We start from the raw sequence: 23,557 nt of genomic DNA on the forward strand, positions 1-23,557 counted from the left end.
GCGTGGGCGGGGGACCCGCCCACCCTACGATCTTTGCCGCACCGCGGGTAAGGCACGCACCGCCTTCGGCCGCATCGGGCTGCCCGCCGCCCGCCGCTCGCCCACGCCCTGGAATGCGTCGTCTTCCTCGGCGGCCGGCGGCGCCGCCCCCACCTCCGCCACGCCACCCTGATCCTGCGCGATCCGGAAGATCGACACCGCCTTCGCCAGGTTGACCGTCTGCTCGTGCAGGCTTTCCGCCGCCGCCGCCGCCTGCTCGACCAGCGCCGCGTTCTGCTGCGTCATGCCGTCCATCTGGCCCACCGCGCGGTTGACGTCGGCGATGCCCTCGGCCTGCTCGGTGCTGGCCACGCTGATGCGGCCGATGATGTCGTTCACCTGGCGCACCGAGGCCACGATGTCGCCCATGCTGGCGCCGGCCTCGCTGACCGAGGCGTTGCCGCCCTCGATGATCTTGACCGAGCCCGCGATCAGGGCCTTGATCTCCTTGGCCGCGGCGGCCGAGCGCTGGGCCAGGGTGCGCACTTCGGCGGCCACCACCGCGAAGCCCCGTCCTTGCTCGCCGGCGCGCGCCGCTTCCACGGCCGCGTTCAGCGCCAGCAGGTTGGTCTGGAAGGAGATGCCGTCGATGACGCCGATGATCTCGACGATCTGGCGCGAGCTGGCCTGGATCGATTCCATGCTCGTCACCGCGCGTCCCACGGCCTGGCCGCCCTTCGCCGCCAGCTGGGCCGCCTCGGCCGCCAGGTCGGAGGCCAGGCGCGCATTGTTGGCGTTGTCCTTGACCGCCGTGGTCAGGGCTTCCATGGCGCTGGCGGTCTGCTCGAGCGAGCCGGCTTGCATCTCGGTGCGGGCGGAGAGATCGAGGTTGCCGCTGGCGATCTCCTTCGAGGCGGTGTCGATCGAGCGCACCGAGGCCAGGATGCTCTGCAGCGCCACGTTCAGGCGGGCGATGGTGTGGTCGAGGGCGCGCGAGGTGTCGGCGATCTCGTCGCGCCCGGTGCTGGCGCCGGGCGGCGCATCGAGCCGGCCCTCGGCCAGCTCGCCGACGGCGCGCGCGATGGCGCGGATCCCGGCCAGCATCGAGCGCCGCACCAGCACCGTCACCACCAGCGACAGCGCGATCGACAGCAGCACCAGTCCCGCCATGCTCAGGCCGAGCGCGCGGAATTCGTCCTTGGCGGCGGCGTAGGCGTCTTCGCTGAGCTGCTTTTCGCGTCCCGCCAGGCGTCCCAGCTCGGCGTCGAGGGCGACGAACTGCTTTTCGGCCTTCTGCATCGAATTGGTCGCGATCGACTGGTCGACCTGGGCCAGATCGATGGTCTCCAGCACCGCCTTGCGGTAGGCCGCCAGCGCGGCGAGCGAGGCGTCGATCGGCGCGCGCTCGCTGGGCTCGGCCAGTTCGGCGAGCTTGCCCAGCTTGTCCTTGATGGCGGCGTGCTTGCGGTGGATGTCGGCGGTGAGGGCGTCGAGGCGGTTCCTGGCGAAGCTGCCGTTGACCCAGGCCAGCAGCTGGTAGATGTTCGCGTGCGCGAAGCGCGCGTCGCCCGCCACGTCGGCCACGGCCTGCAGGCGCGCCGCCCGCACCTGCACCATGTGCTCGAGCGAGGCGTTCTGGCGCACCATGCCGTAATACGCCGCCGCCGACAACAGGGTCAGCAGCACCAGCACCATCCCCGGGGCCAGCAGCAGCTTCTGCCCGATCCGCAATTTATTCAGCATGGTCCACTCCGCCTATCTACCGTCACCCCCGCGAAGGCGGGGGCCCAAGTTCCTTCGCACCGCCATACGCTTATTTCTTATAGATCCCCGCCTCCAGCACCACATCCTCCACCCGCAAGATATAGGTGGTCTTCGGCTCGATCTTCCCCGAGGTCGGATTCTTGTACTGGTAATCGACCCAGCCCTTGCCCCTGGCCGCGGCCAGCTCGATGATCTCGCGCCGGTACTTCTTGCCGTTCGCATCCGGCACGTCGGTCAGGTCCTTGCCCACGATCGAGGGGTTGTAGGGGTGGGCCAGCACGATGCCGGTCTTGATGTCGCGGATGTCGATGTAGAGCGCGCCCTGGACGAAGTCCGGATCCTTGGCGTTGATGCGCTTCATCATCTCGTCCTTGCCCTTGGCCTTGATGAGGGCGGCGCCACGTTCGCACATGGCGATGGCGTCCTTCTCGGTCGGTTCATTGGCCAGAACGGCGGTCGGCATCAGGCCCAGACCCAGGCACAGGGCGGCGGTGGCGGTCAGTTTCATGAGGCTTCCTTTCGTGAAATGCATTGAGATATTTCCTAAGTGCACTCACTAATGTACCGAGGCGTTTCGACGGCAAATTGCGTTCGCTCAAGCACCTCGCGCCCGCGGCCTGCGCGCGGCCGCCATTCTGCACGTTTGTCCTACTCGCACCACCTTTGTTTCAAGCCATTTGCTAGGAACAGTCTGATTGACGAGCGGCAATTTCCTTTGCTTTTGCGGTCCTACCATGGATTCTTCGCGGCACCCTGCCGCGGTTCTTCATCCTTCCTCCTGGAGAATTCCCGTGACCACGCCAGAATCGACGCCCGCCAAGTTCAAGCCCTATACGCGCCAGAGCATCGTTGCCGCGCGCCAGTGGGAGTGGCTCACTCCCGAGCTGCAGGAAGCGGTGCAGGTGGTATCGCACGTGCTGCCTTTCCGGACCAACGCCTATGTGCTGGAAGAGCTGATCGACTGGAGCAAGGTGCCGGACGATCCGATCTACCGCCTGACCTTCCCGCACCGCGACATGCTGCCGGCCGCCGAATACGAACAGCTGCGCGACCTGGTCCTGACCAGGAAAGACGAGGCGGCCATCGCCCAGCTGGTGCACCGCATCCGCATGCGCATGAACCCGCACCCGGCGGGGCAGATGACGCACAACGTGCCGCGCGTGAACGACGCGCCGCTCAAGGGCCTGCAGCACAAGTACAAGGAAACGGTGCTGTTCTTCCCCAGCGCCGGCCAGACCTGCCACGCCTACTGCACCTTCTGCTTCCGCTGGCCGCAGTTCGTCGGGATGGACGACATGAAGTTCGATGCGCGCGAATGCACCGAGCTGGTGGCCTACCTGAAGAACCACCCTGGCGTCACCGACGTCCTGCTCACCGGCGGCGACCCGATGATCATGAACACGCGCTCGCTGGGCGAATTCCTCGAGCCCCTGCTGGACCCCGAACTGGCGCACATCCAGAACATCCGCATCGGCACCAAGTCGGTGGCCTACTGGCCGCAGCGCTTCGTCTCGGACAAGGACAGCGACGAGCTGATGCGCCTGTTCGAGACGGTGGTCCGGGCCGGCAAGAACCTGGCCATCATGGGCCACTACAACCACGCGGTGGAGCTGCGCCATCCCATCGCCCAGCAGGCGGTCAAGCGCATCGTCGGCACCGGCGCCACCCTGCGCATGCAAGGTCCCCTGATCCGCCACATCAACGAAGACCCGAAGAGCTGGGCCGAGCTGTGGACCACCGGCGTGCGCCTGGGAGCGATCCCGTACTACATGTTCGTCGAGCGCGACACCGGCCCGCGCGACTACTTCGCGCTGCCGCTGGCGCGCGCCCACGAGATCTTCCAGGAAGCGTATTCGATGGTGTCCGGCCTGTCGCGCACCGTGCGCGGGCCGTCGATGAGCGCCTTCCCCGGCAAGGTCGTGATCGACGGCGTGGTCACCATCAACGGCGAGAAGCTGTTCGCGCTGCAGTTCCTGCAAGCCCGCAATCCGGACTGGGTGCGCCGCCCCTTCTTTGCCCGCTACGATCCGGACGCGACCTGGCTCGACCACCTCAAGCCGGCCTTCGGGCGCGACCGCTTCTTCTTCGAAATGGAAAGCGGCGGTCCGCTGCGCGGGCCCGGCGGACGGGTGATTCCGCTGGTGCCGGGCGGCCAGCGCGGCGCCGAAGCGCAACCCGACGCAGCCTGACGCGGCCCGCCATGGCCGCGGCGCCCGGTACCACCACCACGGCGACCGCCATGCCCCGCTTGTCCGGCGTGGCGGTGTTTTTCCATGTGTTCCTGCCTTTCGCGCTCGGGCACTACCTGTCCTCGCTGCTGCGCAACGTCAATGCCGTGCTGGCCTCGCACCTGGTCGGCGAGCTGGCGCTCACGCCCGGCCAGCTAGGCCTGCTCACCAGCGCCTTCTTCTTCGCTTTCGCGCTGGCGCAGCTGCCGGTGGGGATCGCGCTTGACCGCTACGGCCCGCGCCGGGTGCAGCTGGCGATGCTGCTGGCGGCCGCCTGCGGGGCGCTGCTGTTCGCGCGCGGAACAGGCCTGGTCCAGCTGCTGCTGGCGCGCGCCGTCATGGGGTGTGGCCTGGGCGGCTGCTTCATGGCGGCGGTGAAGGCGGTGTCGACCTGGATCGCCCCGAATAAACTGCCGTCGGTGCACGGCTACCTGATCGCGGTCGGCGGCCTGGGCGCGGCCACGGCCACCATGCCGGTGCGCACGGCGCTGGAATACACCGACTGGCGCGGCCTGTTCCTGATCCTGGCCGCGCTGGTGGCCTGCACCGGCTTGCTGGTGGCGCTGCTGTATCCGCGCCACGATGCCGCGGCCAGCCAGCGCGGGCCGCTGCTGCCGGCGCTGCGCGAGGTATGGCGCGCGTCCAGCTTTCGCAGCGTGGTCTCGCTGGTGCTGCTGCCGCACGCGGTCTTCTTCGGCGTGCAGGGACTCTGGATCGGGCGCTGGCTGTCGGACGTCGCCGGGTTTTCCGACGCCGCCGTGGCCTACCTGCTCTACCTGAGCATGGCCGGCGTCATCTTCGGGGCGATCGCGGTGGGCATGATCACCGAGTGGGCGGGACGGCGCGGCATGCCGCCGCTCGACGTGGCCGCGGCCGGCGTCACCATCTTCGTGCTGGTGCAGGCGGGCTTCGTGGTCGGCTACCAGCCGAGCTTCCCGATGCTGTCGGTGCTGTTCAGCCTCGTGGGTACGATCACCGGCATCGAATACGCGATCGTGGCGCAATCGATGCCGCGCGCGCTGACCGGGCGCGCGGCGACCTTCCTGAATTTCCTGATCTTCATCGGCGCCTTCCTGGTGCAGGCCGGCTTCGGCCTGGTGGTGGACTTGTGGAAGCCGGACCTGGCGGGCAGGGCTCCCGCCATCGCCTACCAGGCCGCCTTCGGCCTGCTGGTGCTGATCCAGCTGCCCGGCCTGTGGGCTTTCGCGCGGCGCCGCAAACTGGCCCCCGCAGCGGAAGAAGAAACAGCAGCGCCGGCGTGAGCCGAATGCCTGCTTTCTTGGCGGTAACGTACGAAGTGTAATTTTTTGTCTATATAAAATGTCATCTTCACTTCCCAGAGGATGACCATCATGCGCACCGCTCCCGGGCGCCTGCTTGCAGGCGCGACCTTGCTGCTCCTTGCCGCCTGCGGCGAGAAATCGCTCATTCCGTCCGGGGCCGATGCCGGCGCCCAGCCGGTGATCAAGGAGCCGGTCAAGACCCTCATCCCCACCGTGGACATCGCGCCGGCCAAGGGCTGGCCCTCGGGAGCGACGCCCAGGCCGGCGGCCGGCCTGGCGGTCAACGCCTTCGCCACGGCGCTCGACCATCCGCGCTGGGTCTACGTGCTGCCGAATGGCGACGTGCTGGTGGCCGAGAGCAATGCGCCCGAGCGTCCCGAGGACGGCAAGGGCATCAAGGGTTACGTGATGAAGAAGGTGATGAAGAAGGCGGGCGCCGCCGTGCCCAGCCCCAACCGCATCAGCCTGCTGCGCGACGCCGATGGCGACGGCGCGGCCGAGCTCAAGCGCGTGTTCATCAAGAACCTGAATTCGCCCTTCGGCATGGCGCTGGTGGGCGACACGCTGTATGTCGCCAACACCGACGGCATCGTGCGCTTCGACTACAAGGAGGGCATGACCGAGATCACGGCCAAGCCGCAGCCGGTGGCGCCGCTGCCGGGCGGGCGGCTGAACCACCACTGGACCAAGAACATCATCGCGAGCAAGGACGGCAGCAAGCTGTACGCCACCTCGGGCTCGAACAGCAACGTGGCCGAGAACGGCATGGACAAGGAAGTCGACCGCGCCGCCATCCTCGAGGTGGATGTCGCCACCGGCAAGACCCGCCTGTTCGCCTCCGGCCTGCGCAATCCCAACGGCCTGGCCTGGCATCCGCAGACCGGGGCGCTGTGGACGGTGGTGAACGAACGCGACGAACTGGGCAGCGACCTGGTGCCGGACTACCTGACCTCGGTGAAGGACGGCGGCTTCTATGGCTGGCCCTACAGCTACTACGGCAAGCATGTCGACGGGCGCGTCAAGCCACCGCGCCCGGACCTGGTCGAGAAGGCCATCGTGCCCGACTTCGCCCTGGGCTCGCACGTGGCGCCGCTGGGGCTGGCCTTCTATGAGGGGGCGCTGCTGCCGCAGTTCGCGGGCGGCGCCATCATCGGCCAGCATGGCTCCTGGAACCGCAAGCCGCTGTCGGGCTACAACGTGGTGTTCGTGCCCTTCCGCGACGGCATTCCGAGCGGGAAACCGGTCGAGGTGCTGGGTGGTTTCGTCGACAAGAATGGCGACGCGATGGGACGCCCGGTCGGCGTGGCGGTCGACAAGGGCGGGGCGCTGCTGGTGGCGGACGACGTGGGCAACGTCCTCTGGCGCGTGACGCCGGCGCGCTGATCCGCCGGCGGCCAGCCTGCCGATGCTGGATATCCTGCAGGAGCTGATGCGGCCGCCCGCGGGCATGGACTTCGATTTCAGCCGGCCGGCGGGCGAGCCGGCGCTGACTCCCGCGCACGGCGTCTCGTGGCGTGTGTTCGCCAACCCGGTCTCCCTGTTCGTCGGCGGGGTCGCGGCGGTGCTGCTCGAACTGGCGGAACCCTCGGTACGGACGGGCGTGTGGGAGCATGGCGGCTTCCGGAGCAACCCGGTCATGCGCCTGCGGCGCACCGGCTTTGCCGCCATGATGACGGTCTACGGCCCGCGCTCGGCGGCGGAACAGCTCATCGCGCGCGTGGTGAAGATGCACGACCGGGTGCAGGGCACGACTCCCGGCGGTCTTGCCTACCGCGCCAACGATCCACGCTTGCTCGACTGGGTGCATGCGACCGCCGCATTCGGTTTCGTCGAGGCTTATCATCGCTACGTCGCTCCCTTGTCGGGGATGGAGAAGGATGCCGCCTTCGCCGAGGGCGTACCGGCCGCCAGGCTGTATGGCGCGGCCGGTGCGCCAGGCTCGTGGGCCATGTGGCAAGCCATGCTCGCGCGGACCGCGCCGGAGCTGGAGGGGTCAAGCATCCTGGCCGAGTTCCTGCGCTTGATCGCAGCGGCGCCGCTCCTGCCGGCCCCGGTGCGCGGACTCCAGCGCCTGCTGGTGCGCGCCGCTGTCGACATCACCCCCGAGCCGGTGCGTTCGCTGCCGCAGTTGCGCGGCCGCGGCTTGCGCCTGGGCGAGGCGGGGCTGGTGCGTGCGCTGGCGCGGGCAGCCGCGCTGCTGCCGCTGGGCGACGCGCCGCCCGCGCAGGCAGCCCGGCGGCTTGCCCGTGAGACGACTTGAGCAACCCGTCATCCATCCCGGCCTCAAGCATGCGCCGGCGCGCCGGTATCGACGATATGATTTGGACAACAGCCATCACTGTCGAGGAGTCGCCAATGTCTTCCGTTGCCACCGCCGGCCCAAGCTATCGAAGCGCGCCAGGGCCGCTGCACACGATCCTGCTTGCCGGAGCCGTCCCGCTGTTTCTCGGGGCACTGCTGAATGACATTGCTTACTTCAAGACCTACCAGATCCAATGGAGCAACTTCGCCTCCTGGCTGATTGCCGGCGGCCTGCTCTTCGGCGGACTGGCTCTTCTGTTCGCACTGGTCAATCTCTTTCGTGCGGAGCGCAAGGCGGGACGCCCGCTCATGTATGTCCTGTTGCTGCTGGCAAGCTGGGTGCTTGGACTGGTCAATGCCTTCGTCCATGCGAAGGACGCATGGGCGGTCATGCCGGCCGGACTGGTGCTGTCGGTGATCGTGACCCTGCTGGCCTGCGCCGCCGCCTGGGCCGGCCTCGACCGGCGTTCGGGAGGTGTCCAATGAAGCGCTCGAACAGCCTGGCATTGATCGGCATCGCGCTGCTTGCAAGCGCATGCACCAGGGAGGGCGGCGGCACGCAGGCATACGGAGCGGATCCGGCCATGCCGGAGCCACAGCGCGGCCTGCTGCCCAGCATGAAAATCGCCGAACCGGCGGCCTGGGGCGACCAGCGGCCGACCGTGCCCAAGGGTTTTACCATTACGCCGATCGCGACGGACCTGAAGATTCCACGGCAAACCCTGGTCCTGCCCAATGGCGACATCCTGGTGGCGGAAGGCCGTGGCGGCGGCGCGGCGAAGCTGAAGCCGAAGGATGTGATCGCAGGGTATATCAAGGCCCAGGGCAACACCAAGGTCAAAGGCGGCAATCGCCTGACTTTGCTGAGGGATGCCGACGGCGACGGGGTGTACGAGCTGAAAACCGTGTTTGCCGAAGACTTGAACGCTCCTTACGGCCTGGCCTTCGCGAACAACAAGCTCTACGTGGCGAACCAGGATGAGCTGGTCAGCTTCGACTACCAGGAAAACCAGACCAGGGCCAGCGGCCCGCCGACCAGCATCGCCAAACTGCCGTCCGAGATCAACCATCACTGGACCAAGGCATTGACCGTCAGTCCCGACGGGCGCTTCCTGTATGTCGGCATCGGTTCGAACAGCAATATCACCGAGCGCGGCATGGAGGCGGAGCTCGACCGGGCCCTGGTGTGGCAGATCGACGCCCAGACCGGCGCCCATAAGCCTTATGCGACCGGCCTGCGCAATCCGACGGCGCTGGCGATGCACCCGCAAACCGGGCAGTTGTGGGCGGTGGTGAATGAACGCGACGAGCTGGGGCCGGACCTGGTGCCGGACTACCTGACCTCCGTGCGCGAAGGCGGTTTCTACGGCTGGCCTTACAGCTATTGGGGGCAGAACGTCGACACGCGCGTCAAGCCCCAGGACCCGAAAAAGGTCGCCGCCGCCATCAAGCCCGATTACAGCCTGGGGTCGCACGTGGCGGCCCTCGGTGTGAGCTTTTCGCTGCCGGCCATGGGCGACGCCTACGCCAGCGGGGTGTTCGTCGGGGAACACGGCAGCTGGAACCGCGACAAGCCGGTGGGCTACAAGGTGATCTTCGTACCCTTCGCTAACGGACGTCCTTCCGGCCAGCCGGTCGACTTCGTGACCGGCTTCCGCGATGCCGACGGAAAGACGCGTGGACGGCCGGTCGGCGTGACGGTCGACCCGCGCGGGGCGCTGATCGTCGCGGACGACCTGTCCAATACGGTGTGGCGGGTGGTCCGCAATCCTTGACGGTAGCCGGGATGCCCTGCCGTCAGGCGCATCCCGCCACCATCAGCAGCGGCATGCCGCTCCAGGCGATGCCGATCACGGCCAGCAGCGCGCTGGCCACCGCCGCATAGCCGGACAGCCCCACGCTTGGTTCGCGCAGCCGGCCCCGCGCGCGCCACCCCAGCCACACGCATGCGCCCAGCGCCAGCACCGTCGCCACCCCCAGCAGCACCCGGTCCGGACCGCCGGCGCGCATCCCGCCCGGTGTGCACTGGGCCGCCGCCAGGCCGTAGCACAGCGCGAAGTGCAGGGCCCAGATCACCAGGGGAGCGGTGGCGCGCGCGAGGCGCACGAAGAAGTGGTCGTGCATGCTCAGTCCATCAGCAAGGGCAGGCCGCGGATCACCGCGATGGCGGCGATGCCCTGCAGGGTGGTGTAATGCCAGATCAGGACGATGTTGTCGAGCGTCGCCAGGCTGGTCTCCGTCAGGTGGCCGCGCCACGCGCGCAGGCACAGGTAGGGCGCGAGGATCGCCAGCAGCACGATGTGCAGCCCCTGGTAGCCGAGCAGGGTGGCGATGGCGGCGCTCCAGGCGTCGACCGTGCCGTCCAGGCGCACCAGCCGCCAGCCCTGCCATTCGCACAGGAAGGAGGCGAGCGCGCAGCCCAGCGCCGCCAGGGCGGCCCAGGGCAGGAAGCGGCGTTCGAAGCGTCCGCCCAGCCACAGCAAGGCGGAGCCGGCCGCCAGCAGGCCGGCGGACAGCATCGGCCACAGCGCGTCCGGCAGCGAGGCGCCCGGCGGCGGGCAGATCTCCAGCCGCATCGAGATGTGCACGTAGGCGAAGGTGAAGGAGGCGAAGATGCTGGCGTCGACGACCAGCATGATCATCGTGCCCCACCACGACTGCGACGCCGTGCCGCGGGCGTTCACCGGCAGCACCAGGTCGCGCGCTACCCGGGCCTCGCTTGCCGGCGGCGGGCGGTCCGACTGCCACAGCCAGCCGATGGTGGCGCCGACCGCGACGATGCCGAAGACCCATGCCAGCCAGACCAGCTTCACGGTCAGCAGCAGGAAAAAGCCGGCCGTGCCGAGCGCCGCCAGCACGGTCAGCCAGCTGTCGCCGGGCAGGATCATCAGGTAGCGCGGTTCGGCCGCGACCGGGCTGGTGGCGATGGTCTCGCGCCGGCCGGTGGCGGTGTAGGGCAGGTAGTGCCGGCCTTCCTCGACTTCCTTCGACAAGGTCGGCTGGTCCCACAACGGATCGGCGGACGTGACGCGGGCGATGCTGCGGTTGCCGTAGTCCTCGGACGGCAGCCATTCGAGGGTGGCCGCATCCCAGGGATTGCCGACTTCGCGTTCCGGGCGGCGCAGGGTGCGCGCGACGTCGATGGCGAACAACAGCACGCCCGCGGCGAACAGGAAGGCGCCGACCGTGGACACCATGTTGAGCAGGTCCCAGCCCATCTCGGGCAGGTAGGTATAGACCCGGCGCGGCATGCCGTAGAGACCCGTGATGTGCATCGGGAAGAAGGCGACGTTGAAGCCGCCGAACATCAGCCAGAACACCCAGCGCGCCAGCCCTTCCGACATCCGGTTGCCGTTGATGAGGGGCAGCCAGTAGTAGATGGCCGCGAACACGGGGAACACCATGCCCCCGATCAGCACGTAGTGCAGGTGGGCGACGATGAAATAGGTGTCGTGCACCTGCCAGTCGAAGGGAATCACGGCCACCATTACCCCGGTCAGGCCGCCCAGCACGAAGATGAACATGAAGCCGAGCAGGAACAGGGTGGGCGCGTGCATGCGCACCTTGCCGCGCCACAGCGTGGCGATCCAGCCGAACACCTGGATCGCGGTCGGCACCGCCACCGCCATGCTGGCGGCCGAGACGAAGCTCATCTCCAGGATGCCCAGGCCCGCGGTGAACATGTGGTGGGCCCACAGCCCGAAGCTGAAGAAGCCCACGCCCACCAGCGCGACGATGATGGCGCGCCGTCCCACCAGCGGCGAGCGGGCGATGGTCGGGATCATGGTCGAGACCATGCCGGCGGCGGGCAGGAAGATGATGTAGACCTCGGGGTGGCCGAAGAACCAGAACAGGTGCTGCCACAGCAGCGGATCGCCGCCGCGTTCCGGATTGAACAGCGGCCAGTCGAAGGCGCGCTCCAGCTCCAGCAGGGCGGTGCCGGCGATCACGGCGGGGAAGGCGAATACGATCATCACGCCCACCACCAGCATGGCCCAGGCGTAGACCGGCATGCGCGCGAGCGTCATGCCCGGCGCGCGCGTGAACAGGATGCCGACGATCAGTTCGATGGCGCCGGCGATCGCCGAGATCTCGATGAAGCCGATCCCCAGCAGCCAGAAGTCGGCGTTCAGGCCGGGAGAGTATTTCATGCCGGTCAGCGGCGGATACATGAACCAGCCGCCGTCCGGCGCCAGGCCGACGAACAGGGTGCAGAAGAAGGCCAGGCCGCCGAAGGCATAGGCCCAGTAGGCATAGGCGGACAGGCGCGGGAAGGGGAGGTCACGCGCGCCCAGCATGTTGGGCAGCAGGTAGACCGCGAGCGCCTCGACGATGGGAATCGCGAACAGGAACATCATCACGGTGCCGTGCATCGTGAACACCTGGTTGTAGGTCGAGGCGCTGAGCAGGGTGTTCTCCGGCACCGCCAGCTGGACCCGCATCAGGAGGGCCAGGATGCCGGCCAGGATGAAGAACAGCAGGGCCGTGCCGATGTAGAGCAGGCCGATGTTGGTGTTGTTGACGGTCTTGAAAAAGCGCCAGCCGGTGGGCGTGCGCCAGACCTCTTCGAGGCGGGCGAGTTCGCCGCCGGGGCGGGGCAGGGAATTGGGCAGCGAATCCGGCGCGTGGGTGTCTGGCGTCATTTCAGGTGTTCGAGGTAGGCGGCGAGCGCGCGCAGCGATGCGCCGTCGAGGTCTTGCGAGGCCGGCATGAAGACGCCCGGCTTGATGGCCTGCGGGTCTGCGATCCAGCCGGCCAGCGCGCCGCGGTGGGTGCGCAGGGTGCCGGCGCCGATCTGCAGGCGGCTGCCCACGTGGGTCAGGTCAGGGCCCAGGCGCGAGCCGTCGGCCACGCCGCGGATGGTGTGGCAGGCCTGGCAGCGCTGCTCCAGGAAGGCGGCGCGGCCCTGGGCCAGCACCGCGGTGTCGGCGGGCCTGGCCGGCAAGGCCTGGCGCGCCAGCCAGGCGTCGAATTCCTCGGGGCTGGAGGCCACCACGTGCAGCGCCATCTTGGCGTGCTGGGCGCCGCAGTATTCGGCGCACTGGCCGCGGTAGACGCCGGGCTTCTCGGCGCGCAGGGTGAGGCCGGTGACGCGGCCGGGAATCATGTCGCGCTTGCCGGCCAGGCTGGGCACCCACAGGCTGTGGATCACATCGGAAGCGTTCAGGCCCAGGTAGACCGGGGTGCCGACCGGGATGTGGATCTCGTTGGCGGTGACGATCTCGCGCCCGCTGCGCGGATCGCGGTAGCGCACTTCCCACCACCACATCTTGGCGGTGACCGAGATGGTCAGGGCCTTGTGCGAGGACTGCGGCACCAGCTGGGCGCTGCGCCAGGTGCTCCAGGCCAGCAGGGAAGTGAGCAGCACCACCGGGAAGGCCACGCCGGCGCCGGCGATCCACAGCGCCGGGCGCACCGGGCGTTCCTGGCGCCGCATGCTGAGCAGGAGCAGGAGCATGACGGCCACGAAGATCAGTGCCCCTGCGCCGAACAGGACCCAGGCGAACTGGCTGATCACGGCGGCATCAAGGCCGGCGGGATGGAGGACGGATTGCAGGGGCGCACTCATCGCAGGGTGTAAAGAAAGGCGGCCATATGGCGTGCCTCGTCTTCCGACACGCCCATCGAGGGCATGGCGGTGTCGGGCTTGAGCGCGGGCGGGTCCTGCAGCCAGCGCACCATGTTGGCGGGCTGGTTCGGGATGCGTCCGGCGATGTAGCCGAGGCGTCCTGCGTAGGCAAGCGAAGGGCCGGCGTCGCCGCCCGCGCCCGGCACCTCGGGGATGGCGTGGCAGGCGCCGCACTGGTACTGGCGCACCAGCTGCAGGCCGCGTCCGGCGTCGCCGCCGGTCACTTTCACGACCGGTTCTTCCTTGGCGCAGCCGGCGATCAGGCCGGCCAGCACGATGACGCAGCCTGCCCGGAGGGACAGCGTGGCGACAGCGTGATGGAGAGAAGGGTAGCGCACGTATCGTTTCTCGCTATTTACCTGTGGCTTTTATAATACTAAAAAAATGATGTAATTTTTTCAATAGAACGGACATCTGCATGCTATCGAATCGCGCGCGACTCGTCCTCAAGACCGTACTGTTCACCGCGCTGGCCGGCGTGGCGGCGGGCGGCGCGCTGGGCCTGATGGTCCTGTTCGGCGGCTGGTACAACATCGGCGCGACCAAGCAGCATTTCCCCATGGTGTACACGGTGCTGGAGCAGGGCATGCGCTACTCCGTCCAGCACCATGCGCAGGACGTGAAGGTTCCGGCCCTGGGCGCTCCCCAGCAGCTGCGGCTGGGCGCCGCCCTTTATCGCGACAACTGCGCCCAGTGCCACGGCGGCCCGGGCGTGGCGCAGGCGCGCATCGGCATGAGCATGCAGCCCGTGCCGGGGCCCTTGTCGGACGCCACCGTGCGCTGGAAAGCGCGCGAGCTGTACTGGATCACGCGCCATGGCGTGAAGATGAGCGGCATGCCGGCCTGGGAAGTGCACCTCGACGAAGGCGAGCTGTGGGCGGTGGTGGCCTTCGTGTCGGCCATGCCGGGCATGTCGGCGCGCGACTACCGGCGCCTGACCGCATTGCGGGAGGAGGAAACACCATGACGCCGATGCGCTGCGCGATCCTCATGACGCTGGCTCTGCTGGCGGGCTGCAAGGGCAAGGACAGTCCCGCGCCGGGCGTGCAGGGCGATCCGGAGCGCGGCAAGATGGTGCTGACGCAGTACGCCTGCCATGCCTGCCACGTCATCCCGGGCATCGCGGGTTCCGAGGTGTATGTCGGCCGCCCGCTCGACGGCCTGGCCAGGCGCAAGTACATCGCCGGCCAGCTGCCGGCCACCCAGGCCAACCTGGTGCGCTGGATCCGCGACCCGCAGTCGGTCGACCCCGAGACCGCCATGCCCGCGATGGGCGTGACCGAGCGCGACGCCCTCGACATCAGCGCCTATCTGCTCAGCCAATAGCGATCCTTGGTATCATCGCCCCCTTGTATTCACGACAAGGAAGAACACAGCATGAGATTGGTGCGCTATGGCCGCCCGGGCAAAGAGAAACCGGGCCTGTTCGACGAAGAGGGCCGCCTGCGCGACCTGTCCGGGATCATCGACGACATCGACGGGGCCGTCCTGTCGGACAAGGCGCTGCGCAAGCTGGCCAAGGTCGACTGGAAGACCCTGCCGCTGGTGCGCGGCAACCCGCGCCTGGGCGTGCCGGTGAAGGGCATCGGCAAGTTCATCGGCATCGGCATGAACTACGCCGACCACGCGGCGGAAACCGGTTCGCCGGTGCCGAAGGAGCCGGTGTTCTTCACCAAGGCGATCAGCTGCCTGTCCGGCCCGGACGACCCGATCCGGCTGCCGAAAGGCTCGAAGAAGACCGACTGGGAAGTCGAGCTGGGCGTGGTGATCGGCGCCCGCGCGCAGTACGTGTCCGAGGACGAGGCGCTCAAGTATGTGGCCGGCTACTGCGTCGTCAACGACGTGTCGGAACGCGCCTTCCAGTTCGAGATGGGTTCGCAGTGGGACAAGGGCAAGGGCTGCGACACTTTCGGCCCGGTCGGCCCCTTCCTGGTGACGCGCGACGAGGTGTTCGACGTGCAGGACCTGGACCTCTACCTGGAACTGAACGGCAAGCGCATGCAGACCGGGAATACCGCGAACATGATCTTCTCGGTGGCGCAGATCGTCAGCTATGTGTCACGCTTCATGACCCTGGAGCCGGGGGATGTGATCACGACCGGGACGCCGCCGGGCGTGGGAATGGGACGTTCGCCGCAGCGTTTTCTGAAGAAGGGCGACAAGCTGCGCCTGGGGATTGCGGGGCTGGGGGAGCAGCAGCAGGAGGTTGTGGCGTTCCTTAAGGCGAAATAGGCGGTTCGGCTGTTCATGCAAACTTGGGTCCCCGCCTTCGCGGGGATGACGGATCAAGCGAAAGTGGCAAGCGCTTGCACGTCATCCCCGCGCAGGCCGGAACAATGCCACTGGCATTGTTCCGCCCAAGTTCCCCAGCACTCCCCTCACTCCGGCAACACCCACTCCTTCCCCGTCGGCACCGCCGTCCTCGCCGTATTCATCACCATGGCCAGGAAGGTGTAATACCCACAAATCCCCATCAGGTCGACCACCCCCTGTTCCCCGAACAGCGCCAGCGCATCCGCATACACCGCGTCCGACACCGCCTTCGTCTCGTGCAGCTCGACGCAGAAGTCATGCACCACCGCCTCGTCCACCAGCATGCCCCCGGGCCGCTGCCGCTGCGCGATCGCTGCGATGACGCCCGGCGGGATCCCCACCTTCTCGGCGATGGGCGCGTGGATCGCCCATTCCACCTGCTGGTCCCATTGCCTGGCCGTGACCAGGATCGCCAGTTCCGATAGACGTATGCCCACCGCGCTGCGGTAGCGCAGGTATTCGCCCATGCGCTGGGCCAGGCCCATCAGCTCGGGACTGCGCAGCAGGGGCACGAAGGGGCCGTACACGGCGCCGCGCGGACCGTCGATGATCTCTTGCGCGGCGGCGCGCTGGGCGGCGCTCATGTCCGCGAGAGGGATGGGGCCGAGGCGGTCAGTCATCTGTTGTGCGGGATTATTTGCATGACGTACGGAAAAAATCAAAGAAAGCGAACCCGGGCACCCTTATCGTCAAGTGTCGGTCAATCGTCGTACTCTCCTGGAGGATTCGTCATGAGCCATATCATGCACCGCAACTTGCGCCAGGTGCCGCCCGTCGCGGTGGGCGCGGACGGCATCACGATCCGCGCCAGCGACGGCAAGACCTATATCGACGCCAGCGGCGGCGCCGCCGTGTCCTCGCTGGGCCACGGCCATCCCGACGTCATCGCCGCCATGCACCGCCAGATCGAGCGTTGCGCCTATGCCCACACGGGCTTCTTCACCACCGAGGCGGCCGAGGAACTGGCTGAGCGACTGGTGGCCGGCGCGCCCGAGGACCTCACGGGCGTGTACCTGGTGTCGGGCGGCTCGGAAGCGATGGAGACGGCGCTCAAGCTGGCGCGCCAGTACTGGGTCGAGATGAACGAGCCGAAGCGCCGCCTGTTCCTGGCGCGGCGCCAGAGCTACCACGGCAACACCCTGGGCGCGCTCGCGGTGGGCGGCAACGAGTGGCGCCGCAAGGCCTTCGCGCCGCTGCTGATGGACGTGGTGCGGGTCGCTCCCTGCTACGAGTACCGCGACCGCCTGGCGCGCCAGAGCGTGGACGACTACACCGCCTGCCTGCTCGACGAACTGGAAACCACCATCCTCAAGACCGGCCCCGAGAACATCATCGCCTTCTGCGCCGAGCCGGTGGTGGGCGCCACCGGCGGGGCGATTCCGCCGACGCCGGGCTACTTCAAGGGCGTGCGCGAGATCTGCGACCGCTACCGCATCCTCTTCATCGCCGACGAGGTAATGTGCGGGATGGGGCGCACCGGCACCATGTACGCGATCGAGCAGGAAGGCGTGGCGCCCGACATCGTCGCCGTGGCCAAGGGCCTGGCGGCCGGCTACCAGCCGATCGGCGCGGTGCTGGCGCATCACGCCATCGTCGACTGCATCCGCAACGGCAGCGGGGCCTTCCAGCACGGGCACACCTACATCGGCCACCCGGTGGCGGCGGCGGCCGCGCTGGCGGTGCAGCAGGTGATCGAGCGCGACGGCTTGCTGGCCCGGGTGCGCAGCCGCGGCGCGACCCTGAGGCGCATGCTGGGCGACGTGTTCGGGGTGCACGAGCATGTCGGCGACATCCGCGGACGCGGGCTGCTGCTGGCGCTGGAGTTCGTGCAGGACCGGTCGACGAAGGAGCCGTTCGCGCCGGAGCGCAGGGTGCATGCGGTGCTCAAGCAGAAGGCGATGGAGCGGGGGCTGATGGTGTATCCGATGGGCGGGACCATCGACGGGCAGCGCGGCGATCACGTGCTGCTGGCGCCGCCCTTCATTGCGACGGCGGCGGATTTGTCGGAGATCGTGTCGCGGCTGGAGGAGGCGGTGGGGGCGACGTTCAAGCAGTGATGCTGGTGGTGTGCTGCGAACTTGGGTCCCGGCCTTCGCCGGGACGACGTTGGTTTAGTAGCCAGCAAGCAGCATCTGCAACTTCGGATACGTACCTACGCACGTCGTTCCGGCGAAGGCCGGAGCCCAAGTTTGCATGCAGCCCCGGAACGTCAACTCAGGCAATCACCTTCCGAATCCACCCCGAAATATCCTGCACCTCCTCCATGCACAGCGAATGCTGCATCTGGTACTCATGCCACTCCACCTGGTAGCCCAGCGCCTGCAGCGCATCGCGCGACTGCTCCGCGCGCAGGAAGGGCACCACCGGGTCCTGGCGCCCGTGCGCCATAAACACCGGCGTCTGCAGGCTGGCTTCGTTGCGCTCGGCGCCGGCCACGGAAGCCAGCGGCAGGTAGCCCGACAGGCACAGCATGCCCGCCAGCTTCTCCGGATGGCGCAGGCCGGTCTGCAGGGTCATCGCGCAGCCTTGCGAGAAGCCGGCCAGGATGATGCGCGAAGCGGGAATGCCGCGCGCCTTCTCGCGCGCGATCAGGGCCTCGACCTCGCGCTGCGAAGCGCGCAGGCCGGTTTCGTCCTCGCGGCGGGTCAGGTCGGTGACGACGATGTCGTACCAGGCGCGCATCACGTAGCCGCCGTTGATCGTCACCGGCATGGTCCTGGCGTGCGGGAACACGAAGCGGATGCCGGGCAGGCCCGCCAGGTCCAGTTCGCGCACGATGGGCACGAAATCGTTGCCGTCGGCGCCCAGGCCGTGCAGCCAGATGATCGCCACTTCGGGATTCGGCGCGGTTTCGATCTCGATGTTTTCCAACAGCTGGGTCATGCGTTAATCCTTGTTAGTTCGCGGGCGGGCGCAGGGCCGACTTGGGACGGAAGGTCTTGCTCACGCCCGGGTCGGTTTCCATATAGGGGCCGCCGATCAGGTCGATGCAATAGGGGACCGCGGCGAAGATGCCGCCCACGATCACCTTGCCCTGGTCGTCCTTCAGGCCTTCCAGGGTTTCCTTGATCGACTTCGGCTGGCCCGGCAGATTCATGATCAGGGCCGCGTGGCCGGCGGTCTCACGGATGACGGCGGTCTGGCGCGACAGGATGGCGGTCGGCACGAACTGCAGGCTGATCTGGCGCATCTGCTCGCCGAAGCCCGGCATTTCCTTGGTGCCCACGGCCAGCGTCGCCTCGGGCGTGACGTCGCGCCGCGCCGGGCCGGTGCCGCCGGTGGTCAGCACCAGGTGGCAGCGCGCCGTGTCGACCAGCTCGGTCAGGGTGGCTTCGATGCCGGCGCGTTCGTCGGGGATCAAACGCGTTTCGATGCGGTATGGCGTGGTGATGGCTCGCGCCAGCCACTCCTGCAGGGCGGGAATGCCCTTGTCCTCGTAGACGCCGCCGCTGGCGCGGTCCGAGACCGACACCAGGCCAATCACGAGCTCCTGAGCCAGCATGTCACTCGCCGGATTCGTCATCCGGCGCTTCCTCGTCGTCGGCCTGGGCGGCTTCCTTGGGCTTCTTGCCCAGGTCCTTGAGGATCTGGAAGATCTCGCGGAAAGCCTTGGGCGGCTTGTTCTCGGCCTGTTCCTTGCGCGCGTTGCGGATCAGGGTGCGCAGGTGCTGGGCGTCGAGCTGCGGCTGCTCGGACAGCAGCTGGGTCAGGGCCTTGTCGTCGGCCAGGAGTTTCTCGCGGCGGCGTTCCAGGGCGTGCAGGGCGGCCGTCTCGGCTTTCGAGGCGCCTTTCCAGCTGTCGATGGTGCGCTTGATGACATCGACCTCTTCCTCGGTCAGGCTGCGCATCTTCTTGCCCACGAACTGCAGCTGGCGGCGCCGGCCTTCGTGGTTGGTGATGGTCTGGCACTCGAGGATGGCGTCCTTGACGTCGTCCGGCATGGGGACGCGCTTGACGCGGTCGCGCGGCTCGTCGACGAGCTGCTCGCCGAGCTTCTGCAACTCGTTGACCTGGCGCTTGAGTTCAGACTTGGACGGGCGTTCGTATTCTTGTTCAAACTCGTTGGACTGGAAGCCCACGGAGCCGCGGTTTGGATTAGGCATGATATCGATTGATCCGGTTGGCACGGGGCTACCGGTGAAAACAGTAAACGGCTGCTATGATAACTGTTTTAGGGCTCGCCACGAAAAACACGACATGAACGATTCCTTTTTTACCCACAGCCAGGATCAGCTGAAACAGCTCGCACGCGACGTGCTGGCCATTGCCCGGGAACAGGGCGCGACCGATGCCTCGGTCGAGATCAGCGAGGGCAGTGGGCTATCGGTTTCCGTTCGTAAAGGAAATATCGAGACCATCGAGCAGAACAAGGACAAGGGCCTGGGCGTGACCGTCTACTACGGCCAGCGCCGCGGCAACGCCAATACCTCGGACTTCTCGCCCAGCTCGCTCAAGGCGACGGTCGAAGCGGCCTGGAACATCGCCCGCTTCACCGCCGAGGACGACTGCGCCGGCCTGCCGGACGCCGAACTGCTCGAGATGAACCCGCGCGACCTGCGCCTGTGCTACCCCTGGCAGATCTCGACCGAGGAAGCGGTCGAGCTGGCCAAGCGCTGCGAGGACGCCGCCTTCGCGGTCGACCGCCGCATCACCAACAGCGAAGGCGCCAGCGTCTACGTCCAGCAGTCGCACTTTGTCGGCGCCAACTCGCGCGGCTTCATCGGCGGCTACCCGTTCTCGCGCCACACCCTGTCGGTGGCGCCGATCGCGGGCAAGGGCAACCAGATGCAGCGCGACGACTGGTACACGTCCTCGCGCAATCCCAAGGAACTGGCCGAGCCGGAAGCCGTCGGCCGCTACGCCGCCGAACGCGCCCTGGCGCGCCTGAACGCGCGCAAGCTCGATACCCGCACCTGCCCGGTGCTGTTCGAGGCGCCGCTGGCGGCCGGCCTGCTCGGTTCCTTCGTGCAGGCGGTGTCGGGCGGCTCGCTCTACCGCAAGTCGAGCTTCCTGCTCGACACCCTGGGCAAGTCGATCTTCCCGAGCCACATCCAGGTCGTCGAGGACCCGCACCTGATCGGCGCGGTCGGCTCGGCCCCCTTCGACGAGGAGGGCGTCAAGACCGTGCGCCGCAAGGTGGTCAAGGATGGCGTGCTGCAAGGCTACTTCCTGTCGTCGTACTCGGCCCGCAAGCTGGGCATGCAGACCACCGGCAACGCCGGCGGCTCGCACAACCTCGAACTCGTTTCCACCCAAACGAAGCGCGCCGACGACTTCGCCGGCATGCTGCGCAAGATGGGCACCGGCCTCCTGGTGACCGAACTGATGGGCCAGGGCGTGAACTACGTCACCGGCGACTATTCGCGCGGCGCGTCCGGCTACTGGGTCGAGAACGGCGTGATCCAGTACCCGGTGGAGGAGATCACCATCGCCGGCAACATGCGCGAGATGTTCCAGCAGATCGTCGCGATCGGCAGCGATGTGCTGACGCGCGGCAACAAGTCCACCGGCTCGATCCTGATCGAGAAGATGGTCGTGGCCGGCAGCTGAGCGGAGGGCTCATGAACCGATTCGTACGTATCGACAAGGAGGGCAGCAACAAAACCGTGCTGCTCAATCTCGACCTGGTGGCCACGGTCGAGCTGGCGCAGGCCTCGGACCTGCTCAGTTCCGGCAACGACAGCCGCAAGGTCTACGCCACCTTCATGGCGCCGGACAAGACCACCATCGCCACCTTGCATTTCGACAGCGCCGAAGACGCCAACTCCTGGGTGGCGGCGCATCTCGGCGTCCAGCTCTGAGGCCGTGGCCGGCAACAAGACCACCGCCAGCGACGCCAGCGTCCAGGCCTACCTCGACGCGATCCCCGACGCCGCCCGGCGCCAGGACTGTGAAACACTTGCCGGCCTGATGGGCGCGGCCGTGGACGCGCCGCCCGTCATGTGGGGCGGCAGCATCGTCGGCTTCGGCAGCTACCACTACCGCTACGACAGCGGCCGCGAAGGCGATGCCTGCCTGGTCGGATTTTCCTCGCGCAAGAACGACATCAGCATCTACCTGATGGGCGCCTCGCCCAACCAGAACGCGCTGCTGGCGCGCCTGGGCCGCCACAAGATGGGCAAGGCCTGCCTGTCGGTGCGCAGCCTGGCCGACCTCGACCTCGACGTGCTGCGCCAGCTGGTGCAGGACTCGGCGGCCGCCACGCGCGCGGCCTATCCTGCAGCCTGATCAGGACAGAAGCCTTGGAGAGGATGGTGGCGGCAAGCTCATGCGCAGCGCCGGCCATGAGGCCGTGCTGTGGAGCTTGACCAGTACGCGCCGGCAGGGCACTGGGCATGGTAGGGGCGGGCTGGGATAAGCAGCACAGCCGGTTTGCGTCGGGCTAGGGTCTATCTGACTGAGTCTGCGCCGCAGTGAGTTTTTCGTAGGGTGGACGGCTTTGCCGTCCACGCGGTGATAGTTTGCATCGAGATCATCCCGCACGAGAGCGCAGCCTCTACCTATCACCGCGTGGACGCTTGCGATTCGGGCCACTGGCCCGAATCACCCCGTCCACCCTACCGATCGCACCAATATTTGTCTTGTCGCCTCCGCGTTCAGTCACACAGACCCTAGCCCGCCTGCTCACTGCGGCTGAGCCGCTGCCCAAACACCACCCAGGTGCGCGCTTCGCCATCCACCGTGGCCTTCAAGGCCCAGCCGGTGCCGATCTTCTCGACCGTTACCTCGGTTTCCAGTTCCTTCGCGACTTTCTCGGCCCAGGTCTGGGCCGCGCCGCGGCCCTTGAACAGTTCCTGGCCTTCGTAGACGACGGTGGCGTCGAACACCGGGGCGGCGAATACGCTCATGGCGGGCTCCTTGTTTGATTACTTGATCGCGCGGATGGACTTCAGCACCGGCTGCAGCACCGCCGCGCCCAGGCGCGCGCTGCGGGCGCCGTCCCAGCCCACTTGCGGGTCCGGGTCGTTGGCGTTGTCCTTGAACGGCAGTTCCAAGGTCAAGGAAAGGCAGCCGAAGGCATGGGTGATGTGCGGCGAACCCATGGTCAGGGTCTCTTCGGTGTACGGGGTCTGGCCGTAGCCGTGCACGTCCTGGAAGTCCGGGCTGGCGACCATGAAGTCGTCGCTGAAGCGCTTCTGCGCCGCGGCTTGCGCCTCGGTGAAGTTCGGCAGGGATTCGCTGCCGGCCACGAACACGTAGGGCAGGCCTTCGTCGCCGTGCACGTCCAGGCACAGGTCCACGCCTACCTCGTGCATCTTCTGCTTGACCAGGAAGACTTCCGGGCTGCGTTCCATGCTCGGGTTCAGCCATTCGCGGTTCAGGTTGGCGCCGGCCGCGTTGGTGCGCAGGTTGCCGCGCACCGAGCCGTCCGGGTTCATGTTCGGCACCACGTAGAACACGCTTTCCTTCAGCAGCTGGCGGCCGAAGGGGTGGGCCGGGTCCAGCAGCGCGTCGAGCATGCCCTCGACGAACCATTCGGCCATGGTCTCGCCCGGGTGCTGGCGTGCGATCACCCACACCTTTTTCTTCTCGGGCGAAGGCTCGCCGATCACCAGCATGTTCAGGTCGCGGCCGTCGACGGTCGAGCCCAGGTCCAGCATGCGCACGTTCTCCGACATCTGGGCGCGGTCCAGCAGCTCCAGGTGGCGTTCCCACGAATACGGCTCGAAGTAGGCGTAGTAGACGCTGTCCATCGCCGGGGTGTGCTCGATGGTCATCACCTTGCCGTCGTAGGAAGTCGGCACGCGGAACCAGTTGACGCGGTCGTAGCTGGCCATCGCCTGGTAGTCTTCCCAGCCCGCCGGATAGGCCGCCTGGCCCGCGTTCAGGAAGCGGATGGTGCAGGGTTCGCCCTGCGCGCCCTGCAGGCGGAAGTAGAACCACTGGATGATGTCCGCGTGCGAGTCCTTGCGGATGTTCAGGTCGATGGCGCTGGCGCTCGTGGCGTTCACGACCTCGATGGCGCCGGCGTCGAACTGGCTGCTGATCTTGATAGACATGGTGTGTCCTGTAATGGGAAGAACGGTGAGAGGCGAGATGATACCGCTTTTGGCGGCGGA

General features: G+C 67.5%; 25 protein-coding genes. 13 read left to right on the plus strand and 12 right to left on the minus strand.

What is annotated here, in order from left to right:
* Positions 1–24: 24 nt before the first annotated feature.
* The gene (locus KBW98_RS02370) at positions 25–1,722 is read right to left on the minus strand and encodes a methyl-accepting chemotaxis protein (protein ID WP_211518484.1); all 1,698 of its coding nucleotides are present in this window, start codon (positions 1,720–1,722) and stop codon (positions 25–27) included.
* Between the two features lie 70 nt (positions 1,723–1,792).
* Positions 1,793–2,251, minus strand: a complete 459-nt coding sequence (locus KBW98_RS02375) for a cache domain-containing protein (protein WP_211518485.1) — start codon at positions 2,249–2,251, stop codon at positions 1,793–1,795.
* Between the two features lie 283 nt (positions 2,252–2,534).
* Between KBW98_RS02375 and KBW98_RS02380 the strand changes: the two genes are divergently transcribed.
* The 6 genes from KBW98_RS02380 to KBW98_RS02405 all read left to right on the plus strand — a co-directional run bounded on the left by KBW98_RS02380 (position 2,535) and on the right by KBW98_RS02405 (position 9,330).
* Positions 2,535–3,932: a lysine 2,3-aminomutase gene (locus KBW98_RS02380; protein ID WP_211518486.1), complete on the plus strand. Its 1,398-nt coding sequence runs from the start codon at positions 2,535–2,537 to the stop codon at positions 3,930–3,932.
* Between the two features lie 50 nt (positions 3,933–3,982).
* Positions 3,983–5,233 carry an MFS transporter gene (locus KBW98_RS02385; protein WP_211518487.1) on the plus strand — a complete coding sequence of 417 codons (1,251 nt, stop codon included), beginning with the start codon at positions 3,983–3,985 and terminating at the stop codon, positions 5,231–5,233.
* Between the two features lie 90 nt (positions 5,234–5,323).
* Entirely contained in the window at positions 5,324–6,637 is a 1,314-nt protein-coding gene (locus KBW98_RS02390; protein ID WP_211518488.1) for a sorbosone dehydrogenase family protein, read from the plus strand.
* A 22-nt stretch (positions 6,638–6,659) separates the two neighbouring features.
* Positions 6,660–7,514 carry an oxygenase MpaB family protein gene (locus KBW98_RS02395; RefSeq protein WP_211518489.1) on the plus strand — a complete coding sequence of 285 codons (855 nt, stop codon included), beginning with the start codon at positions 6,660–6,662 and terminating at the stop codon, positions 7,512–7,514.
* 95 nt (positions 7,515–7,609) lie between these two features.
* Positions 7,610–8,041: a DUF2231 domain-containing protein gene (locus KBW98_RS02400; RefSeq protein ID WP_211518490.1), complete on the plus strand. Its 432-nt coding sequence runs from the start codon at positions 7,610–7,612 to the stop codon at positions 8,039–8,041.
* Positions 8,038–9,330: a sorbosone dehydrogenase family protein gene (locus KBW98_RS02405; RefSeq protein WP_211518491.1), complete on the plus strand. Its 1,293-nt coding sequence runs from the start codon at positions 8,038–8,040 to the stop codon at positions 9,328–9,330. Before KBW98_RS02400 ends, KBW98_RS02405 begins: the two co-directional genes overlap by 4 nt.
* 22 nt (positions 9,331–9,352) lie before the next feature.
* Here the strand turns inward: KBW98_RS02405 and KBW98_RS02410 are convergent, their stop codons facing one another.
* The 4 genes from KBW98_RS02410 to KBW98_RS02425 are packed head-to-tail and all read right to left on the minus strand — an operon-like array spanning position 9,353 to position 13,522.
* Positions 9,353–9,679: a hypothetical protein gene (locus KBW98_RS02410; protein WP_211518492.1), complete on the minus strand. Its 327-nt coding sequence runs from the start codon at positions 9,677–9,679 to the stop codon at positions 9,353–9,355.
* A gap of 2 nt (positions 9,680–9,681) precedes the next feature.
* The gene (gene ctaD / locus KBW98_RS02415) at positions 9,682–12,198 is read right to left on the minus strand and encodes a cytochrome c oxidase subunit I (RefSeq protein ID WP_211518493.1); all 2,517 of its coding nucleotides are present in this window, start codon (positions 12,196–12,198) and stop codon (positions 9,682–9,684) included.
* Positions 12,195–13,073 carry a cytochrome c oxidase subunit II gene (coxB, locus tag KBW98_RS02420; RefSeq protein ID WP_373888890.1) on the minus strand — a complete coding sequence of 293 codons (879 nt, stop codon included), beginning with the start codon at positions 13,071–13,073 and terminating at the stop codon, positions 12,195–12,197. The genes ctaD and coxB overlap by 4 nt, the downstream gene beginning before the upstream one ends.
* A 47-nt stretch (positions 13,074–13,120) precedes the next feature.
* Entirely contained in the window at positions 13,121–13,522 is a 402-nt protein-coding gene (locus KBW98_RS02425; protein ID WP_373888891.1) for a cytochrome c family protein, read from the minus strand.
* An 80-nt stretch (positions 13,523–13,602) separates the two neighbouring features.
* Here KBW98_RS02425 and KBW98_RS02430 point away from each other — a divergent pair, with 80 nt between their 5' ends.
* The 3 genes from KBW98_RS02430 to KBW98_RS02440 are packed head-to-tail and all read left to right on the plus strand — an operon-like array spanning position 13,603 to position 15,416.
* Entirely contained in the window at positions 13,603–14,151 is a 549-nt protein-coding gene (locus KBW98_RS02430; RefSeq protein ID WP_211518495.1) for a cytochrome c, read from the plus strand.
* Complete coding sequence (locus KBW98_RS02435) at positions 14,148–14,510, plus strand: cytochrome c family protein (RefSeq protein WP_211518496.1); 363 nt, start codon at positions 14,148–14,150, stop codon at positions 14,508–14,510. The genes KBW98_RS02430 and KBW98_RS02435 overlap by 4 nt, the downstream gene beginning before the upstream one ends.
* A gap of 51 nt (positions 14,511–14,561) precedes the next feature.
* Positions 14,562–15,416 carry a fumarylacetoacetate hydrolase family protein gene (locus KBW98_RS02440; protein WP_211518497.1) on the plus strand — a complete coding sequence of 285 codons (855 nt, stop codon included), beginning with the start codon at positions 14,562–14,564 and terminating at the stop codon, positions 15,414–15,416.
* 146 nt (positions 15,417–15,562) lie between these two features.
* Here KBW98_RS02440 and KBW98_RS02445 read toward each other — a convergent pair whose 3' ends face one another.
* Positions 15,563–16,117 (minus strand): carboxymuconolactone decarboxylase family protein, encoded by a 555-nt coding sequence (locus KBW98_RS02445; RefSeq protein ID WP_211518498.1) that lies wholly within the window; start codon positions 16,115–16,117, stop codon positions 15,563–15,565.
* Positions 16,118–16,228: 111 nt separating this feature from the next.
* On the opposite strand from KBW98_RS02445, the gene KBW98_RS02450 reads away from it, so the two are divergent.
* Positions 16,229–17,554, plus strand: a complete 1,326-nt coding sequence (locus KBW98_RS02450) for an aspartate aminotransferase family protein (RefSeq protein ID WP_211518499.1) — start codon at positions 16,229–16,231, stop codon at positions 17,552–17,554.
* 157 nt (positions 17,555–17,711) lie between these two features.
* Here KBW98_RS02450 and KBW98_RS02455 read toward each other — a convergent pair whose 3' ends face one another.
* Genes KBW98_RS02455 through yjgA form a run of 3 tightly spaced genes read right to left on the minus strand, consistent with a single transcriptional unit; the run spans position 17,712 to position 19,600 of the window.
* On the minus strand, positions 17,712–18,380 hold the full coding sequence (locus KBW98_RS02455; RefSeq protein ID WP_211518500.1) for an alpha/beta hydrolase: 669 nt from the start codon (positions 18,378–18,380) through the stop codon (positions 17,712–17,714).
* A gap of 13 nt (positions 18,381–18,393) precedes the next feature.
* The gene (gene mog / locus KBW98_RS02460; protein ID WP_373888892.1) at positions 18,394–18,999 is read right to left on the minus strand and encodes a molybdopterin adenylyltransferase; all 606 of its coding nucleotides are present in this window, start codon (positions 18,997–18,999) and stop codon (positions 18,394–18,396) included.
* Between the two features lies 1 nt (position 19,000).
* The gene (gene yjgA, locus KBW98_RS02465; RefSeq protein ID WP_211518502.1) at positions 19,001–19,600 is read right to left on the minus strand and encodes a ribosome biogenesis factor YjgA; all 600 of its coding nucleotides are present in this window, start codon (positions 19,598–19,600) and stop codon (positions 19,001–19,003) included.
* Between the two features lie 94 nt (positions 19,601–19,694).
* Here yjgA and pmbA point away from each other — a divergent pair, with 94 nt between their 5' ends.
* The 3 genes from pmbA to KBW98_RS02480 are packed head-to-tail and all read left to right on the plus strand — an operon-like array spanning position 19,695 to position 21,725.
* The gene (pmbA, locus tag KBW98_RS02470; protein ID WP_211518503.1) at positions 19,695–21,047 is read left to right on the plus strand and encodes a metalloprotease PmbA; all 1,353 of its coding nucleotides are present in this window, start codon (positions 19,695–19,697) and stop codon (positions 21,045–21,047) included.
* Positions 21,048–21,058: 11 nt separating this feature from the next.
* On the plus strand, positions 21,059–21,298 hold the full coding sequence (locus tag KBW98_RS02475; RefSeq protein ID WP_211518504.1) for a hypothetical protein: 240 nt from the start codon (positions 21,059–21,061) through the stop codon (positions 21,296–21,298).
* Between the two features lie 4 nt (positions 21,299–21,302).
* On the plus strand, positions 21,303–21,725 hold the full coding sequence (locus KBW98_RS02480; protein ID WP_211518505.1) for a DUF1801 domain-containing protein: 423 nt from the start codon (positions 21,303–21,305) through the stop codon (positions 21,723–21,725).
* A gap of 383 nt (positions 21,726–22,108) precedes the next feature.
* Here KBW98_RS02480 and KBW98_RS02485 read toward each other — a convergent pair whose 3' ends face one another.
* Together KBW98_RS02485 and KBW98_RS02490 are read right to left on the minus strand one after the other, a co-directional pair.
* Positions 22,109–22,345: a hypothetical protein gene (locus KBW98_RS02485; RefSeq protein WP_211518506.1), complete on the minus strand. Its 237-nt coding sequence runs from the start codon at positions 22,343–22,345 to the stop codon at positions 22,109–22,111.
* Between the two features lie 18 nt (positions 22,346–22,363).
* On the minus strand, positions 22,364–23,497 hold the full coding sequence (locus tag KBW98_RS02490) for a M14-type cytosolic carboxypeptidase (RefSeq protein ID WP_211518507.1): 1,134 nt from the start codon (positions 23,495–23,497) through the stop codon (positions 22,364–22,366).
* Positions 23,498–23,557 lie beyond the last annotated feature (60 nt).

This window comes from Massilia sp. ST3 (assembly GCF_018119405.1).
Taxonomy (GTDB): Bacteria; Pseudomonadota; Gammaproteobacteria; order Burkholderiales; family Burkholderiaceae_D; genus Telluria.